The 18,933-nt window shown below is 39.1% G+C and carries 16 protein-coding genes; 12 read left to right on the top strand and 4 right to left on the bottom strand.

Translation table 11 applies throughout. The features are described 5' to 3' along the window. Positions 1-23: 23 nt before the first annotated feature. Positions 24-1,154 (top strand): tRNA guanosine(34) transglycosylase Tgt, encoded by a 1,131-nt coding sequence (tgt, locus tag PHT93_RS12260; protein WP_300243385.1) that lies wholly within the window; start codon positions 24-26, stop codon positions 1,152-1,154. Positions 1,155-1,157: 3 nt separating this feature from the next. Continuing rightward, a complete protein-coding gene (locus PHT93_RS12255; protein ID WP_300243383.1) occupies positions 1,158-2,243 on the top strand; it encodes an LptF/LptG family permease in 1,086 nt (361 codons plus the stop codon). A gap of 186 nt (positions 2,244-2,429) precedes the next feature. On the opposite strand, the gene PHT93_RS12250 is transcribed toward PHT93_RS12255, so the two are convergent. Then, positions 2,430-3,278 carry a KilA-N domain-containing protein gene (locus tag PHT93_RS12250; RefSeq protein WP_300243380.1) on the bottom strand — a complete coding sequence of 283 codons (849 nt, stop codon included), beginning with the start codon at positions 3,276-3,278 and terminating at the stop codon, positions 2,430-2,432. A 104-nt stretch (positions 3,279-3,382) separates the two neighbouring features. Beyond that, on the bottom strand, positions 3,383-5,221 hold the full coding sequence (gene recQ / locus PHT93_RS12245) for a DNA helicase RecQ (protein ID WP_300243404.1): 1,839 nt from the start codon (positions 5,219-5,221) through the stop codon (positions 3,383-3,385). Positions 5,222-6,203: 982 nt separating this feature from the next. Between recQ and mutA the strand changes: the two genes are divergently transcribed. From mutA to queC, 3 genes are all read left to right on the top strand, one after another. Next, the gene (mutA, locus tag PHT93_RS12240) at positions 6,204-8,063 is read left to right on the top strand and encodes a methylmalonyl-CoA mutase small subunit (RefSeq protein ID WP_300243377.1); all 1,860 of its coding nucleotides are present in this window, start codon (positions 6,204-6,206) and stop codon (positions 8,061-8,063) included. A gap of 11 nt (positions 8,064-8,074) precedes the next feature. Next, positions 8,075-10,222: a methylmalonyl-CoA mutase gene (gene scpA, locus PHT93_RS12235; RefSeq protein WP_300243374.1), complete on the top strand. Its 2,148-nt coding sequence runs from the start codon at positions 8,075-8,077 to the stop codon at positions 10,220-10,222. A 137-nt stretch (positions 10,223-10,359) separates the two neighbouring features. Then, complete coding sequence (gene queC, locus PHT93_RS12230) at positions 10,360-11,016, top strand: 7-cyano-7-deazaguanine synthase QueC (RefSeq protein ID WP_300243371.1); 657 nt, start codon at positions 10,360-10,362, stop codon at positions 11,014-11,016. Between the two features lie 7 nt (positions 11,017-11,023). Here queC and PHT93_RS12225 read toward each other — a convergent pair whose 3' ends face one another. Then, a complete protein-coding gene (locus PHT93_RS12225) occupies positions 11,024-12,034 on the bottom strand; it encodes an N-acetylmuramoyl-L-alanine amidase (protein ID WP_300243368.1) in 1,011 nt (336 codons plus the stop codon). A 237-nt stretch (positions 12,035-12,271) separates the two neighbouring features. On the opposite strand from PHT93_RS12225, the gene glmS reads away from it, so the two are divergent. Then, positions 12,272-14,116: a glutamine--fructose-6-phosphate transaminase (isomerizing) gene (glmS, locus tag PHT93_RS12220; RefSeq protein WP_300243365.1), complete on the top strand. Its 1,845-nt coding sequence runs from the start codon at positions 12,272-12,274 to the stop codon at positions 14,114-14,116. 54 nt (positions 14,117-14,170) lie between these two features. Here glmS and rplS read toward each other — a convergent pair whose 3' ends face one another. Continuing rightward, positions 14,171-14,518: a 50S ribosomal protein L19 gene (gene rplS / locus PHT93_RS12215; RefSeq protein ID WP_300243362.1), complete on the bottom strand. Its 348-nt coding sequence runs from the start codon at positions 14,516-14,518 to the stop codon at positions 14,171-14,173. A gap of 246 nt (positions 14,519-14,764) precedes the next feature. Between rplS and PHT93_RS12210 the strand changes: the two genes are divergently transcribed. The 6 genes from PHT93_RS12210 (at position 14,765) to kdsA (ending at position 18,801) form a co-directional block, all read left to right on the top strand. Continuing rightward, the gene (locus tag PHT93_RS12210) at positions 14,765-14,992 is read left to right on the top strand and encodes a YtxH domain-containing protein (protein WP_300243359.1); all 228 of its coding nucleotides are present in this window, start codon (positions 14,765-14,767) and stop codon (positions 14,990-14,992) included. A 9-nt stretch (positions 14,993-15,001) separates the two neighbouring features. Beyond that, positions 15,002-15,415 carry a hypothetical protein gene (locus PHT93_RS12205; RefSeq protein WP_300243356.1) on the top strand — a complete coding sequence of 138 codons (414 nt, stop codon included), beginning with the start codon at positions 15,002-15,004 and terminating at the stop codon, positions 15,413-15,415. Next, positions 15,372-15,752, top strand: a complete 381-nt coding sequence (locus PHT93_RS12200) for a hypothetical protein (protein ID WP_300243353.1) — start codon at positions 15,372-15,374, stop codon at positions 15,750-15,752. Before PHT93_RS12205 ends, PHT93_RS12200 begins: the two co-directional genes overlap by 44 nt. A gap of 234 nt (positions 15,753-15,986) precedes the next feature. Continuing rightward, positions 15,987-16,991, top strand: coding sequence for a type I glyceraldehyde-3-phosphate dehydrogenase (gene gap / locus PHT93_RS12195; protein WP_300243351.1), 1,005 nt, complete (start codon positions 15,987-15,989; stop codon positions 16,989-16,991). 69 nt (positions 16,992-17,060) lie between these two features. Then, positions 17,061-17,984, top strand: coding sequence for a tRNA (adenosine(37)-N6)-dimethylallyltransferase MiaA (miaA, locus tag PHT93_RS12190; RefSeq protein ID WP_300243348.1), 924 nt, complete (start codon positions 17,061-17,063; stop codon positions 17,982-17,984). Positions 17,985-17,994: 10 nt separating this feature from the next. Beyond that, complete coding sequence (kdsA, locus tag PHT93_RS12185; protein ID WP_300243345.1) at positions 17,995-18,801, top strand: 3-deoxy-8-phosphooctulonate synthase; 807 nt, start codon at positions 17,995-17,997, stop codon at positions 18,799-18,801. Positions 18,802-18,933 lie beyond the last annotated feature (132 nt).

The following is an 18,933-nucleotide window of genomic DNA, read 5'->3' as shown; positions in this document are numbered from 1 at the left end:
ACCTTTGTCGCAAATTTTGACGAATGAAGTTCGAATTACAGAGTAAAGATACAAAGTCGAATGCACGCGCCGGACGAATCACTACGGACCATGGCGAGATTGAGACTCCTATATTCATGCCGGTTGGCACGCAAGGAAGTGTTAAGGCAGTTCATATGACTGAACTTAAAGAGGAGGTGAAGGCACAGATTATTCTGGGCAATACGTACCATCTTTATTTGCGTCCGGGACTCGATATTCTGGAACGTGCGGGCGGACTTCATAAATTCAACAGTTGGGACAAACCTATTCTGACTGACAGTGGTGGTTTCCAGGTTTTTTCATTAGCAGAAATTCGCAAAATCAGAGAAGAAGGTGCGGAATTCCGTTCTCATATTAACGGGTCGAAACACCTGTTTACTCCGGAGAAGGTGATGGATATACAGCGTACTATCGGAGCCGATATAATCATGGCGTTTGATGAGTGTTGTCCGGGAGATGCAGAATATGATTATGCAGAAAAGTCGTTGGCATTGACCGAACGATGGTTAGATCGCTGTTTAGATCGGTTCAATTCAACCGAACCCCAATATGGTTATCAGCAAAGCCTCTTCCCTATTGTACAAGGCTGCGTTTATCCTGATCTGAGAAAACGAGCGGCAGAATATATAGCCGGCAAAGGAGCAGATGGAAATGCAATCGGCGGACTTGCCGTAGGCGAACCTGTAGAGAAGATGTATGAAATGATTGAATTAGTCAATGAAATACTTCCGTCCGACAAGCCTCGTTACCTGATGGGCGTGGGCACTCCGGTGAATTTACTTGAAGCGATAGAAAGAGGGGTTGATATGTTTGACTGTATCATGCCCACCCGAAATGGACGGAACGGGCAATTATTCACTCGTTTCGGTACAATGAATATGCGAAACAAAAAATGGGCGGACGACTTCTCTCCTATTGATCCGGATGCATATTGTTCTGTTGACACATTATATAGCAAAGCCTATCTACATCATCTGATCAAAGTAGAAGAGATACTTGGATTACAGATTGCTTCGATTCATAATCTTGCTTTTTACTTGTGGTTAGTAAAGGAAGCTCGGAAACATATTATTGAAGGAGATTTCACTTCTTGGAAGAGCGGTATGGTTAAACAACTATCAAACAGGTTATAGATTATGAAGTTAGGGCTTAAACGAATCGACTGGTATATTATCAAGCAGTTTCTCGGAACTTACTTCTTTGCGATCATATTACTTATTGCAATTTCAGTTGTATTTGACATCAACGAAAAGATTGATAAGTTCCTGAAACCTGACGTGCCTTTAAAAGCAATTATCTTTGATTACTATTTGAACTTTATACCGTATTTTGCGAGTATGTTCAGTGCGTTAATCACATTTGTATCTGTTATTTTCTTCACCTCCAAATTAGCAGACAACTCCGAAATTATAGCCATGTTAGCCAGCGGTATGAGTTTTAAGCGACTGATGCTACCTTATACAATTTCAGCTGCAGTGATAGCCATATTTACCTTTGTTCTGAATGCCTATATTATTCCTCCGGCCAATATAACGCGAATTGACTTTCAGAATAAATACATAAAAAACAAAAAAGAAACTTCAGCGCAAAATGTACAACTTGAAGTCGAACCGGGTGTCATTGCCTATTTTAGTACGTTCGACTCCAGATCGAATATGGGATATCGTTTTTCTTTAGAACAATTTGATGATAAAAAGCTGATATCCCGTCTGACTGCAAAATCAATTAAATACGACTCTTTACATCAGTGGACAGTTATTGATTATATGATCCGTGATTTCGATGAAACACGCGAACATATAACATCTGGATCAAGAAAAGACACAACGCTGACAATTGTTCCGTCAGATTTTCTTATTTCGATCAATGATTGTGAAACGATGACTACTCCCCAATTAAAAACGTATATCGACAGACAAAAGAAAAGAGGGATTGGTAATATTCAGACATTTGAAATAGAATATCACAAACGCTACGCATCCATTATGGCCGCTTTCATCTTAACCTATATCGGCGTCTCTCTCTCATCACGAAAGATAAAAGGGGGAATGGGACTGAATATTGGGATTGGTTTAGCTTTAAGTTTTTCGTATATTCTCTTTATGACAATTACATCCACCTTTGCCGTAAATGGGTATGTAAGTGCCGGAATTGCAGCCTGGATTCCCAATTTTGTATATACGTTCATCGCGATCTACCTCTACAAAAAGGCTCCCCGTTAATTTAAGAAAAGAGGAATTTTTATATTTTAGATTTTCATCGGTTTGACATAACCGATTGAAGAATAAATTTTTAGCAGAGTTATTGAATTTTAGAGGTAACGAGTTAGTAACCGTGTGTATTTCAGCGTTTTGCGGGTCTATACTGTCAAACAACCAGGCTGTAAAGATCGCAATTTCTTTGGAATCTCAGGTGTGTTTTTTTACTTCTAATTTCCGAAATCCTTTATCTGCATCTATGGCATTGAGGCGTGTCAATTGCCGTTCTGCCATTTCGTGCAAACAAGCGTATCGGGTAGATTTGTCCATATCACGTTTCAAAAGTTCTGCGTTAAACGATTCAAGATTTGCCAAAACCACCAATTCGTTAATACTTGCCGTATCACGTATATTCAAACCTTTCTTTGCGTATTCGGGATTTACATCCCGCCATTGTTTTGCTGTACAAGCCCATAAAGCGAGGTTCAACATATCGGCTTCATCTGCATACGCGTATGTTTTCTCTCGCTCAACATCAATTTTGGGGACGATAAAATCACGGATGGCATCGGTATGAAGTGTATAATTCACTTTACTAAGCACCCGTTTTACATTCCATTCGCCGAGCATCGGATTGTTTTCAGCCTCTTTAAGTCGCTGATACTCGGTAATCAAATAGAGCTTAAACACCGGGCTGAGCCATGAACCGAACTCAAACGCAATATCTTTGTGGGCGTAAGTTCCACCGTTTCGCCCTGCTTGGGAAATAATGCCGATAGCATCGGTCGCCTCAATCCATTTGCGGGGTGTCATATTAAAACGGTTTGCTCCAGCCTCGTGCAAAAAGGTGTCGAATTCGACACCTTTAAAGGCGGGGTTGTGTAACATCTCCCAAGCACCGAGAAACTCAAGGGTATTGCGGTTGCGCATCCAGTTGCGGATATGATCTTCGCCCTCTTGACCCTTTACCATATCGGTAAGGCAAATATAGTCGTTATTTTTCTCCGAAATAACGGTTATTTCCGTGCCCTGTACGGTTATTTTTTCTTTTTTGCTCATATTTTTTTTTCTTTTTTCACAATCTCAAATCTGTCGTCCGAACTAACATTGACAAACAAATACCTGTTTCTCTGAATCGTTAGTGTCCCATTAAAATTGGCACATTAATGCTCACTCTGTTTCTTTAACACGAAACGAATCAGAGCAATGAATACTTTCCCGTATTTTTCTTGTTTAATCTGCCCTACCCCTTTAATTTCTGCGAAAGCCTCCAGTGTTAACGGCTTTTTATCTACCATATCCTGTAGAGCGGCATCAGAAAAAATCAGATAAGCACGGGCGTTTTCTTTTTCTGCCAGTTGTTTTCGTAATTGACGAAGAGAATCAAACAGGGTCTCTTCGATTGTCGAGGCTTCTTTCGGACGAATAGGACGCGCTTTGAATTCCCCTTTTCGCGTTCGTTTTTCAGTGGTAACTTCGATATCCGGTTCTTTATAAACAGCAAGCAAGGCTTTTGTTTCCCCAAACAAAACCTTTCGTCCCGACGGGGTAATGCGAAACACATTTGATGCAGCATAATCGATTTCAATATAGCCTAACTGAATCATTTGGTAGAGGTATTCACGCCATAATTTATAGGAAAGATCCCGGCCGACTCCGTATGTTTTCAGCAAATGATATCCTTTGGCAATCACATCTGCGCGCGCTGAAGCCCGGAGAATATCAATCAGCATTTGCATCCCCACATGCTCTTCCGTACGAGCTATTGCACTAAGTGCCTTCTGAACCAACATCGTACCATCAAAGCGTTCCGGAGGATTCTTACAAACATCACAATTACCGCAATCTTCTTCTCGCTGTTCCGAAAAATAACTCAAAAGGATACGACGCCTACAGACATCTGCTTCACAATAACGTTGCATACGATCAAGCTTCTCTAAATTCACATCTTTTTGTCCGCTATCTTCCGCAAAACGACGGCGTACGATCAAATCCGCAAGAGAATAAAACAAAAGAGTATCACTTGGCAGACCATCCCTCCCTGCACGTCCTATCTCCTGATAATAATTTTCTATGCTTCCAGGAGTGTTATAATGGATCACCCAACGGACATTACTTTTATCTATTCCCATACCAAAAGCAATTGTCGCGCAAATAACCTGAATCCGGTCGTTGATAAAGTCATTTTGTGTCGTTTCGCGTTGTCCTGCCGACATTCCTGCGTGATACGCTAAAGCTCCAATACCAAATAATTTCAACGTAACGGCAACCGCTTCCGTATCATCCCGCTTTGTACAATAAATAATACCACACTGATCCTTATGCGCCCGGATAAACTGAACCATCGCTGTTGTTTTATCCTTTTTAGTAAGTCCCCTACGCACAGTAAGTGACAGATTAGGACGGTCAAAGGAAGAAACAAATACAGCAGGATCCTTAAGCTTTAGCTGATCGATAATATCCCGACGGGTTATTTTATCTGCCGTAGCCGTAAGGGCGACTATCGGAACAGAAGGAAACTGTTCTTTCAAAACTGACAACTGCGTATATTCCGGTCTGAAATCATGCCCCCAATGGGAGACACAGTGCGCTTCATCAATTGCGATCAAAGAAATTTCCATTCGAGGCAACAACCAGGTTAATTCGCCCAACAATCCTTCAGGGGAAATATACAGCAGTTTTATCTTTCCTTGCATACAGAGTTGTTTAACTTGCTGTCGTTCTTCTTCCCGCATCGAACTATTCAAGGCAGCCGCAGGAATCCCATTGGCAATAAGTCCTTCAACCTGATCTTTCATCAAAGCAATCAGAGGTGACACGACCACCGCCGTTCCGGGCAGATAGATAGCAGGTAACTGGAAGCAAATAGACTTCCCCCCTCCGGTAGGCATCAAGACCAAGGCGTCTTGTTTCTTTAGTATCGTTTGAATGATTTCTTCCTGATACGGGCGAAAAGACGTATATCCAAAAAACTTTTTTAACAAAGCATACAACTCTTTCATCTGCGGTAATGGCACTTTTAACTGTTCAGGCATCGAAGGTAGTCAAAAAAACAAATTCTCGTACAGTATAAGCTTTTACAATCCTTCCAACCATTGGCTTTTTTCAAGCAGAAAATAATAACCTTCGGCGGAATTACAAAAGATAAGAAAACCATCAAACAGAACAGAATAACAGCGAATCGAATTATTTCCTACCAAATTAACACCAACCTCAAGAAAGACGTTTTAAGGCTTCTTTTGAAAGAAAACAACAACTGGCATGCCGGAAAACCAAACATCATAAAACCAGACTTAAAACAGACTATACGGCATGTCCGTTTTTTCGAACTGTCGAAATTGAACGAAAAAAGCAGATAAAAAAAACACATCCTGATGTCTTTGAAAAAAGATACTATTCGGTTTTTAAACATAAAGGATATATTTCAAAAAATAACCTTTTTATTTACACCCAAAAATGGCCTTTTTTAGTCTATACGAAATATTTATTAGTCCCAAACCCTATAAAAACAAAAAAGAATAAGGCTAAGCGTTTTTTGACACGTAAGCAAAAAGGCAAAAAAAACAACCTTTTGTCAAAACGCAATCTGTGAGATGAAAGAAATTGCAGTGCAAAGAAAAAAGTATTCGTAAAAGTAATATCATTCGTTTTTTCAAGATGTTAAATTTTATGATGTCAGGTAGTTTCCAACTTTTTGAGGAAAGAGCAGGCACAAGTCAGGTTTTCTTAAATTATGGTTCAAAAGAATCAAATCCGGTCATTATGTTAATGACGTAAAAAGCATAAAAACAACCAACATCGGTAATTGGAGTAAAATAACTCTACGTTAAAAAAACAAGAAGGGGCATTAAACAAGTAAAACCATCGTGTTTTTAGCACTCTTTCATTGTTCTTTCTTTTTATTATTTTACCTTTGAACTCTATTATTGAGCGATATAGTTATTGAACATTACTAATACCAAAAGATTTAAAGTAACTAACATTATGTCAGAGTTAAAAGAAAAACTTTTCTCCGAATTTGCGCCGGTAACCACAGAAGAGTGGATGGCGAAAATTACGGCAGACCTTAAAGGGGCGCCATTTGAGAAAAAACTAATCTGGAAAACAAACGAAGGTTTTGGAGTTATGCCTTTTTACAGAGAAGAGGATATCCGGAATCTAAAAACAACGAACTCCCTGCCGGGAGAATTTCCTTATGTAAGAGGAACGAAAAAAGACAATGATTGGAAAGTACGGCAGGATATGGATGTCGTTGATTTTGCAGCAGCCAATAAAAAGGCGCTCGATCTTTTAAATAAAGGGATTACCTCACTTGGTTTTGCCTTCAAGAAAGATAAAATATCCGCAGAAAATATAGCCGTATTACTGAATGGGATTGTACCGGAAGCAGTAGAGTTAAACTTTAAGACTTGCCTTAGTGGTGCAGCGAAACTCCTGAATATATTAACAGATTATCTGAAAGCGGCCGGTTCCGACCTTAGCAAATGTTATGGTTCGGTAAACTATGATCCGTTTAAAAACCCATTACAAAAAGGGCATGAGGCCGGAGATTGGGCAGATGAAGCCATTGAGGTTATCAATGCTGCCGCCGGATTACCTAAATTCCGTGTGCTTGCTGTTAATGCGATGTTATTGAACAACTCGGGAGCATACATTTTTCAGGAATTAGGTTATGCATTAGCATGGGGAAACGACTTGATAGCTAAGCTAACAGAAAAAGGTCTTTCTATTGATGATGTTGCCAAAAGAATCAAATTCAACTTTGGAATTAGTTCAAATTACTTTATGGAAATGGCTAAATTCCGAGCAGCACGTTGGTTATGGGCACAGATTGTTGCAGAATACAAACCAGCATGCGACTGTGCATCAAAAATGGTAGCGCAGGCAATCACGTCTGAGTGGAACATGACAATATTCGACGCGCACGTTAACTTACTTCGTTCACAAACGGAAACGATGTCTGCAGCATTAGGAGGAGTAGATTCTATCACTGTTTTACCATTTGATGTGATCTATCAGGATTCAGACGATTTCTCAGAACGCATCGCGCGTAATCAACAATTATTATTAAAAGAAGAATGTCATTTTGATAAAGTTGCCGATCCGGCAGCAGGCTCATACTACGTCGAAGTATTAACCAATTCATTAGCTGATGTTGCCTGGAAATTATTCCTTGAAGTGGAAGAAGCCGGTGGGTTTACAGCAATGGCGGATAAAGGAGAGATACAAAATGCAGTTAATGCTTCTGCCACAGCAAGACAAAAAGCGGTTGCTACGCGCCGTGAAGTTCTGTTAGGTACAAATCAATTCCCTAATTTCACTGAGACAGCAAGTAGCAAAATCAAAAAAGAAGATGCTTGCGGCTGTACATGTGGTTGTGATAAAAACAAAGCTATTCCGACATTAAATAAGACTCGCGGTGCCTCTGAATTCGAAGCGTTACGGTTGGCTACAGAAAAAAGCGGAAAAACACCAAAAGTATTTATGCTTACAATTGGTAATCTGGCAATGCGTTTGGCTCGTTCGCAATTCTCTTCTAACTTCTTCGCGTGTGCGGGATATAAAGTAATTGATAATTTAGGTTTTGAAACAGTTGAACTGGGGGTTGAATCTGCGATGAAAGCAGGTGCCGACATCGTGGTTCTATGTTCAAGTGATGACGAATACGCAGAGTTTGCCCCTGCAGCCTATAAGGCTCTTAATGGAAGAGCAGAATTTGTAGTCGCTGGTGCACCGGAATGTGCTGAAGATCTGAAAGCACAAGGTATTACTCAATTTATTAATGTAAGAAGCAATGTGCTTGAAACATTAAAAGCCTTTAACGCTAAATTAGGAATTGCTTAAGAAGAAAAATCATGAGACTGAATTTTAAAAACATAGATATAAAGAACGCCGGATTCGCAACTATTGACGCTAAAGAATGGGTCAAAGATAACGGCATCAGAGCCGACTGGAAAACGCCGGAACATATAGACGTTAAGTCTGTCTATACGAAAGAAGATCTGGAAGGAATGGAACATCTGCATTATGCGTCTGGTCTTCCTCCTTATTTAAGAGGACCCTATAGTGGTATGTACGCTATGCGTCCTTGGACAATCCGTCAGTATGCAGGATTCTCTACTGCAGAAGAATCAAATGCGTTTTATAGAAGAAACTTAGCCGCAGGACAAAAAGGACTTTCAGTTGCTTTTGACCTTGCTACTCACCGCGGATATGATGCCGATCACGATCGTGTTGTAGGCGATGTCGGTAAAGCCGGTGTATCTATTTGTTCTCTGGAAGATATGAAAGTACTTTTTGATGGAATTCCATTGAATAAGATGTCTGTATCAATGACAATGAATGGTGCGGTATTGCCTGTACTTGCTTTTTACATCAATGCAGGATTAGAACAAGGCGCCAAACTGGAAGAGATGGCCGGAACCATTCAGAATGATATATTGAAAGAATTCATGGTGCGTAACACGTATATTTATCCACCTGAATTTTCAATGAAAATTATTGCTGACATCTTTGAATATACTTCACAGAAGATGCCTAAGTTCAACTCGATCTCTATTTCGGGTTATCATATGCAGGAAGCCGGAGCAACAGCGGATATTGAAATGGCTTATACGCTTTGTGATGGGATGGAATATCTGCGTGCGGGTATCAACGCAGGGATTGATGTGGATGCTTTTGCTCCTCGCCTCTCCTTCTTCTGGGCGATCGGCATGAATCATTTTATGGAAATCGCCAAAATGCGTGCAGCTCGTATGCTTTGGGCTAAGATTGTAAAGAGTTTCGGTGCTAAAAACCCGAAATCTCTTGCTCTTCGTACACATAGTCAGACGTCCGGTTGGTCGCTAACCGAACAGGATCCGTTTAATAATGTAGGTCGTACTTGTATTGAGGCTATGGCTGCGGCATTAGGACATACGCAATCCTTACACACCAACGCATTGGACGAAGCGATTGCTCTTCCTACCGATTTCTCTGCACGTATTGCCCGTAATACCCAGATATACATTCAGGAAGAAACTCAAATATGTAAAGAAATCGATCCATGGGCAGGTTCATACTATGTGGAAACATTGACAAACGAATTGGTGCATAAAGGTTGGGCGTTGATTCAGGAAGTGGAAAGCATGGGTGGTATGGCAAAAGCGATCGAGACCGGTCTTCCTAAGATGCGTATCGAAGAAGCTGCAGCTCGTACTCAAGCACGCATTGACTCTAACATACAAACAATCGTAGGTGTGAACAAATACCGTCTTGAGAAAGAAGATCCGATTGATATTCTTGAAATTGATAACACGGCAGTACGCGTTCAACAAATTGAACGATTAAATGTATTGCGTGGCAAACGCGATGAAGCGGCTGTAAAAGAAGCTTTAGCAGCTATCACAGAATGTGCTCGTACGAAAAAAGGAAACTTGTTAGAATTAGCAGTAAAAGCGGCGGGACTTCGCGCAACTTTGGGTGAAATTTCCGATGCTTGTGAAGAAGTAGCAGGACGTTATAAAGCAATAATCAGAACTATTTCAGGCGTGTATTCATCAGAAACAAAACAAGACGCAGACTTCATCAGAGCCTGTGAACTGACAGAGAAATTTGCGAAGAAAGAAGGTCGTCAGCCTCGTATTATGATCGCAAAAATGGGACAAGACGGTCACGACCGTGGTGCCAAAGTTGTAGCAACAGGCTATGCGGATTGCGGATTTGACGTGGACATGGGACCGTTGTTCCAGACTCCCGCTGAGGCAGCCCGCCAGGCAGTAGAAAACGACGTTCATGTAATGGGCGTTTCCTCTCTTGCAGCCGGACATAAAACTCTTGTTCCGCAGGTAATTGAAGAACTCAAGAAATTGGGACGTGAAGATATCATCGTAATCGCGGGAGGAGTAATCCCTGCACAGGATTATGATTATCTTTACAAAGCGGGTGTAGCCGCCATCTTTGGTCCGGGTTCACCGGTAGCTAAGGCTGCTTGCCAGATTCTTGAAATCTTATTGGATGAATAATTGAAAGATAACAAACTTTATTTAAGCGTAGTTCCCATGATATGGCAACTACGCTTTTTTTACTATTTTTGTTATTGAAAAGGAAACACCTTTTCCGTGTATCTTAGGATCAACCACGTAAAAAACAAAGAAAATATATGTATATCAACGAACCGGCTTTGGTTTTGTTCTCAGGAGGACAAGACTCTACTACCTGCCTTTTCTGGGCTAAAAAATATTTTTCCTCTGTTCGTACCCTCTGCTTTACATACGGACAGCGACATTCTAAAGAAACTGAAATTGCGGCATCTATTGCGCACGAAGCCAATATACCTTTTCAACTTTTAGATGCAAGTATAATTAGTCAGCTTTCAGTTAACTCATTAACAAGCAATATTAAAATGGATGAAGAGAAACCGGAGGATTCGTACCCAAATACATTCGTTCCGGGACGAAATCTTTTATTTCTGACATTTGCTGCTGTTATTGCCCGCTCGCACGGAATAAGACATATTGTGACCGGCGTTTCCGAAGCTGATTATAGTGGGTATCCCGATTGTCGTGATACGTTTATTCTTTCGGCAAACACCTCTATTAATCTGGCAATGGATGAACATTTCCAAATACATACGCCACTTATGTGGAGAAATAAAACTGAAGTTTGGAAGTTAGCAGATGAATTGGGAGTTTTTGATATTATCAAGAACAAAACATTAACTTGCTATAATGGAATTCCGGCTGAGGGATGCGGACATTGTCCGGCGTGTAAACTGAGAAAACAAGGATTAGAGAATTATTTGATAACTAAAAAATAAGCCCCTCTTACTTCCTGGTATTTTCGAAATCACGGATAAAACCCCGGCATATCCAATTAGCCAAAGCCTGTCTATTATTATAGTCAAGGAATCTTCTTTGGTCAAAACTATTACGTATATTCCCTAATTCCACAAAAAGCGCCGTAGGTGTTGTTTTATTCAATACATATAGATTGCGGGTACTGACAGTTCCTGTAAATCCACGCGAAGGTTGATGTTTATTATAATGTTCATCAAATGTCTTTAACATTGTATTTGCCAGTTTTTTTCCTTCCGTACTATTTTCCGCATAATAGAAGAAAACATCTAATTGCTTGGATTTACTCCGACTATCTAAATGTATAAAAATAGCTCTTTTATAGTTCGATTTCGATTTTCTATTTAAACTATTTATTTTATTCGTGCGTTGCCTTAGTCTTTCCACCTGTCCCAAAGGAATAGTAGCTCCCATACAAGTCTCCGTTTTACTGTTTTTAAGGTATTTATCATCACGAATACCATCTTTATCCTGAATTATCATATAAACCGTAGCACCTTCTTCCATGAGTGCATGAGCAAGACGCAAAGTTATATCGTAAGCATATTCGTCCTCATGTAATTTATGGCCGCCTGCTTCTCCTATTGCACCCGGATCAGGACCTCCATGTCCACTGGTAAGATAAAAACAAGCACCTTCAAGTTTGTTTGATTTTATAGTATATTCCGAATAGTTCTTCCCAAACAGTTTATTATTAAACTTCGCTCCAAAGTTCTGATTTGCAGAAGAAGAAGATGATGATGATGATGAAACAGGCAATTTATAAGAAACACCTTTCAACAACGAGTTTCCTTTACCAAACTTTCCACTATTAAGTTCTAAGAATTTCTCATAATCCTCTTCACTCGTCAATTTGTGTCGTTTCAAAAAAGATTGAATACCTTCTCCATTTCGAGGCTTAACAGCCTTCTGAGAAAAGGCAACACTCGGAATCATCAAAACTAAAATGAGGATAAATATACGTTTCAAGAAGCTTACCATACTGCAAAGATAAAGACTTTTTTGAAGAGACTATGTCTATATAATTCATAAACTCGAGAAAATCGAATCTATGGATGTAGGAATTTTTATCATTAGAGTGAATAAAGAACACAGTCCACATAATATATCTTTAATTCAATAAAACAAAAATAAATTAAACTTTAAAACCAATTTATTCTATATTTGTTACCCAAAAGATCTTTATTTCAACATATATAAAACATAAAGACAGAATACATGTGCGGAATTGTTGGTTATATTGGAGGGCGGGAAGCTTATCCTATTTTAATTAAGGGATTAAAACGACTTGAATACAGAGGCTACGACAGTGCTGGCTTGGCATTGATTGATCATAGTGAAAGTTTAAATGTTTATAAAGCAAAAGGCAAGGTTTCTGATCTGGAAAATGCAGTAGAAAAAAATGATACCACCGGCAATATCGGTATAGCTCACACGCGTTGGGCAACTCACGGTGAACCTTGTCAGGCAAATGCTCACCCTCATTATTCTGCTTCGGAAACGCTAGCTCTCATTCATAATGGGATAATTGAAAACTATGCTTCATTAAAAGAAAATTTACAGGAAAGAGGATACGAATTCAAGAGCAATACAGATACGGAAGTACTGGTGCAGTTAATCGAATATTTTAAGAATACAGAAACAAAGGATCTTCTCACAGCGGTTCAATTGGCTCTTCGTGAAGTAATTGGGGCTTACGCAATAGCTGTACTTGATAAGAATCAGCCCAACCTGATTATCGCTGCTCGTAAAAGCAGTCCTTTAGTAGTAGGAATAGGTGAAGACGATTTTTTTCTGGCGTCTGACGCGACTCCGATTGTAGAATATACAGATAAAGTGGTTTATCTGAATGATGAAGAAATTGCAGTTCTGAAAAAAGGAGAAAAACTAAAAGTAGTCAACTTATATAATGAGGAAATTACAGCAAAGGAACAGATTGTCAAGTTAAATATCGGTCAGTTAGAGAAAGGGGGATTTCCTCATTTCATGTTAAAAGAAATCTATGATCAACCGGAGTGTATTCGCGATTGTATGCGCGGAAGGATCAATATGGAAGGAACTAATGTTATATTATCAGCAATTATCGACCATAAAGAAAGACTTCTAAATGCCCGTCGTTTCATAATCGTAGCCTGTGGAACATCATGGCATGCCGCTTTAATTGGCAAACACTTAATAGAAAGTTTTTGTCGTATTCCGGTGAGCGTGGAGTATGCTTCAGAATTCAGATACAGCGATCCGGTAGTTAGCTCGGAAGATGTTGTCTTTGCAATATCTCAATCGGGAGAAACGGCTGATACATTAGCAGCTATCGAATTGGCGAAATCGAAAGGGGCATTTATTTATGGTATATGCAATGCGGTTGGATCTTCTATTCCCCGTGCCACGCATACAGGGTCATATATTCACGTTGGTCCGGAGATAGGCGTTGCTTCAACAAAAGCATTTACAGGACAGGTTACAGTTTTAGCAATTCTCGCTCTTTCCTTAGCAAAAGAGAAACAATTGATTTCTCAAAACGATTTAGAAATAATATTAAAGGAGTTATTGATTATTCCGGACAAAATGGCTGCATTATTGCAAAAAAACGCAGAGATAGCAAACCTTTCAGCTATTTTCACATATGCTACAAATTTCATTTATCTGGGACGGGGTTATTGTTATCCTGTGGCTCTCGAAGGAGCACTCAAACTAAAAGAGATCTCCTATATTCATGCAGAAGGTTATCCGGCAGCAGAAATGAAACATGGCCCTATTGCCTTGATAGACGCAGAAATGCCTGTAGTAGTCATTGCCACACAAAATGGAATGTATGAGAAGATGCTAAGTAATATTCAGGAAATCAAAGCAAGAAAAGGGAAGGTCATTGCTTTTGTTACGGAGGGAGATAATGTAATTTCTCAAATAGCGGATTACTGTATCGAATTGCCGGAAACGATTGAATGTCTTGATCCTCTCATAACATCCATTCCTTTACAATTGCTGGCTTATCATATCGCTGCATGTAAAGGCAAAAATGTAGATCAACCCCGTAATCTGGCAAAATCAGTAACTGTGGAATAAAACAAAAAAGGATGTATCGTCATGATACATCCTTTTTTGCGAAATATGAGTAGCTTAAACTCTTTTTTCTTTAATTCTTGCTTTTTTACCGGTAAGTGCACGCAGGTAATACAATTTAGCTCTGCGAACTTTACCCACTTTATTGATCGTAATACTTTCAATAAAAGGAGAGTCCATTGGAAAAATTCTTTCTACTCCAACATTTTCTGACATTTTACGAACAGTGAAACGTTTCTTATCACCGTGTCCTGAAATACGGATCACAACGCCTCTGTACTGCTGGATACGTTCTTTGTTACCTTCCTTAATACGGTAAGCAATGGTAATCGTATCACCACTTTTAAATGCAGGAAGTTCTTTCTTTGTAGCAAATGCTTCTTCTGCAATTTTAATAAAATCCATTTTTTATAGCTTTAAATTGTTATTATAAACGAAACGCAATATAACGGGCTGCATATGTCCCGACAGAGATTACGAAAAGCGGATGCAAAGTAACAAAAGATTTATGTTATAAGCAAATAGAAGCATTAAAAACAAATGAGTTCTCTCATCAATAACAATCTTTAAGTAAATATAGGATGAAAATTAAAACATCTTCCAGTAAAAAGCGTTATATTAGTAGAGTAGTAACTAAAAAAATGGAGAATTATGAAAAATGTAGATTCAAAATTATTATTGGGATTAGTTGTAGGGGCTGCTGTAGGGGCTGCTGTAGGTTATTTAGCTGCAACTGACAAAAGAGAACAATTATTAGGTGAGCTTAACAATGTTGTGGATAAGGTAAAAGAAGGATTCAATACAGCCGTTAGTAAATACAAAGAAACAAAGACAGAGTTAGTTAATAAGATTGAAGAAACGAATACTCCGGCTGAATAAACAGAATTCATGGAGAAAAATTCAGAACAATTATTTGATCGAATAAAAAAAGATCTGATCGCTTACCTTGAGTTAAGATTTGATTATCTCAAGTTAAGCACTTATGAGAGAACAGGCAAAGTGCTGGGAGTTCTCTCATATGGTTTGGTTATTCTTTTCACTGCATTCTTCGCTTTTTTATTCATATTTCTTTCTTTAGGTTTTTTCCTTGGAGAACTTTTTGATTCTGAAGGTTTAGGATTTATCAGTGTGGCTGTGTTATATTTAATACTCATACTGGCTCTTTTAATGAATAAGGCAAGAATAGTTAGCAGTGTGGAAAATGAAATTATCTCGGCACTTATGTCAAACGACGAAAAAACGAACGACACAGAGAACAATGAACAACAAGCCTCAAACTCCTCTGGAGAAATTAAAAACTGAAAAAAAACGGATCCTGGCACTTACTAAGGAACAGGAAAATAAGCTAAACGAACATGTAGCTTATGTTCAGACTAATGCGGGGACTTTGTTCTTGTCTTTTATATCTTCTATGTTGTTCCGTCAGTCTGAAAAAAAACAAGATCAGACAACATCTGCTCCCTCAGACAAGAATGCAGGTAATTCTTTATCTGAACAATTATCTTTAGCAGATTTCCTTCCATTAACCAAAATGTTAATTCCTGTGGCATGGGATATAGCCAAGCCGATATTTATCTCATGGGGCATAAAAAAAGCCGGCTCCATTATTGGTAAGTTATTTTCACGAAAAAAAGCATAGTTCAACAATTAATTTATGTTAGAGAGCATCTTTTTCCTCTTCAGAAATAAGGTCATTCGAAAAAACATAATTACATTTGCGGTGGTTTAAATAAAGACAAGATGAAACAGAAAGCAATTGTTTCCATAGCATTTTGGTTTATGTTATTATTGTTAGCCTCGTGCGCAACCCCTTGCGGGTGTTAAGTGAATAAGAAATAGTTTTTTTAATAAACCCATATAAAGTTTTATTACAATGATTAAAGTAGGTATTAACGGTTTCGGCCGTATCGGACGTTTGGTTTTTCGTGCTGCTCAAGGCAGAAACGACATTCAGGTAGTTGGAATCAACGACCTTATCAGTGTTGACTACATGGCTTACATGTTGAAATACGATACTATCCACGGAAGATTCGACGGAACAGTTGAAATTAAGGACGGAAATCTGGTCGTAAATGGAAACGCAATCCGCGTAACAGCAGAAAAGAATCCTGCTGATTTGAACTGGGCTGCTGTTGGTGCAGAATATGTTGTTGAATCAACAGGTTTATTCTTGTCAAAAGACAAAGCTCAAGGTCATATTGACGCTGGTGCTAAATATGTTGTTATGTCAGCTCCTTCTAAAGACGATACTCCTATGTTCGTTTGTGGTGTGAACTTGGATTCATACGTAAAAGGAACTCAATTTGTTTCTAACGCTTCATGTACTACTAACTGTTTGGCTCCTATCGCTAAGGTATTGAACGACAAATTCGGTATCAAAGACGGTTTGATGACTACAGTACACGCTACAACTGCTACTCAAAAAACAGTTGACGGTCCTTCAGCAAAAGACTGGAGAGGTGGTCGTGCTGCTGCTGGTAACATCATCCCTTCTTCTACAGGTGCTGCTAAGGCTGTAGGTAAAGTTATTCCTCAATTGAACGGAAAATTGACAGGTATGGCTTTCCGCGTTCCTACTTTGGACGTATCTGTTGTTGACTTGACTGTTAATTTGGACAAAGCAACTACTTACGAAGAAATCTGCGCTGCTATGAAGGCTGCTTCTGAAGGCGAATTGAAAGGTATCCTTGGTTATACTGAAGACGAAGTTGTTTCTTCTGACTTCTTAACTGACCCACGTACTTCTATCTTCGATGCTAAGGCTGGTATCCAATTGACTCCTAACTTCGTTAAGGTTGTTTCTTGGTATGACAACGAATGGGGTTATTCAAACAAAGTTCTTGGTTTGATCGCTCACATGGCAAAAGTTAACGGATAATTCCGGTTAAAAGATAATCAGGAAGCCGCACCCGAAAGGATGCGGCTTTTTTATTACCTTTGTTTCATTATGAAGGGATACGAGTTAATCACAATAATAGGTCCTACGGCCTCCGGAAAAACAAGTTTTGCAGCTGCCTTAGCTGCTCATTTAGATGCGGAAATTATCAGCGGAGATTCCCGACAGATCTATCGAGGTATGGATATAGGTACGGGGAAAGATCTATCAGATTATACGGTTAACGGAAAAACGATTCCGTATCATTTAATAGACATCTGTGAACCTGGATATAAGTACAACGTATTCGAATATCAACATGATTTTCACCGCGTATTCAAAGAGATTCAAAGCCGGAGTAAACTCCCTATTTTGTGTGGAGGAACAGGGATGTATATTGAAGCTGTACTTAAAGGTTATAAACTCTTAGATGTACCGGAAAACAAAAAATTAAGAGAATCATTAAAAGGAAAGACATTAGTTGAGCTGGAAGAGGTTCTGGCTTCGTATAAAACACTTCATAATAAAACGGACGTTGACTCTGCTCAACGAGCCATCCGTGCTATTGAGATAGAGGAGTTTTATAAACATTCGGCACCTGATCGAAATAAATATGATCCAATCAATAGTCTTATTATTGGTATTGATATAGATAGAGAATTACGCCGGAATAAAATATCAAAACGTTTACGAGACAGACTGAACGAAGGCATGATAGATGAAGTTCAACGGATTCTAAACAATGGTGTTTGCCCAGATGATCTCATATACTATGGACTGGAATATAAATACGTAACACTCTATATTATCGGAAAGATGAGTTATGAAAATATGGTCAACGAGCTTGAGATAGCCATACATCAGTTTGCCAAACGACAAATGACATGGTTCAGAGGCATGGAAAGAAGAGGTTTTAGTATTCAATGGATAGATGCAACACTTCCAACAGAAACAAAGATAGATCAAACGTTGGTTTTACTAAATAATAAGAAATAAAAACAAAACAATGATTACAATAGAAAGTTTCAAAAACAAGGATAATTTCTTCTTAATGGCAGGACCGTGTGTTATTGAAGGAGAAGAAATGGCTCTTCATATTGCCGAAAAGATAGTTAACATAACCTCCCGACTAAACATTCCTTATATCTTCAAAGGATCGTATAGAAAGGCTAACCGTTCGCGGATAGACTCATTCACAGGCATCGGAGACGAAAAGGCTTTGAAGATTCTCCAAAAGGTAAAAGAAACATTTGACATTCCAGTAGTAACTGATATTCATGAATCAACAGAAGCTGCTATAGCCGCAGAATATGTGGACGTGCTTCAAATCCCAGCTTTTCTGTGCAGACAGACAGATTTATTAATAGCAGCTGCTAAAACCGGAAAAATCGTCAACATAAAAAAAGGGCAATTTCTTGCTCCTGAAGCAATGAAATTTGCAGCACAAAAAATAATAGATGCAGGGAATAAGAACGTAATGTTGACAGAACGTGGAACAACTTTTGGTTATACCGACTTGGTTGTAGATTATAGAGCAATTCCAACCATGCAAGAATTTGGGTTTCCTGTTATAATGGATGTAACTCATTCTCTCCAACAACCCAATCAAACATCAGGAGTGACGGGCGGCATGCCATCCCTTATCTCCACAATTGCAAAGGCAGCAATAGCAGTAGGAGTTGACGGTCTTTTCATTGAAACTCACCCAGAGCCTTCTGTAGCAAAATCCGACGGAGCAAATATGCTAAAACTCGATCTCTTAGAAGATCTATTATTACGTCTTACACGCATTCATCAAGCAATCAAAGACTAATATTCTTCATGTTTCCTCCCATAAACAAGCAGAGCCGATTCAGTTTAATACTGAACCGGCTCTCTTCTTAAAACGGCAACTACCTACTCTCCCACTTTTACGCAGTACCATCGGCGTGATTGGGCTTAACTT

The organism is Massilibacteroides sp. (genome assembly GCF_028705895.1).
Classification (GTDB): Bacteria; Bacteroidota; Bacteroidia; order Bacteroidales; family Tannerellaceae; genus Massilibacteroides.
Note: the sequence above shows the minus strand (reverse complement) of the source record. Positions and strands in the feature narration are given on the sequence as shown.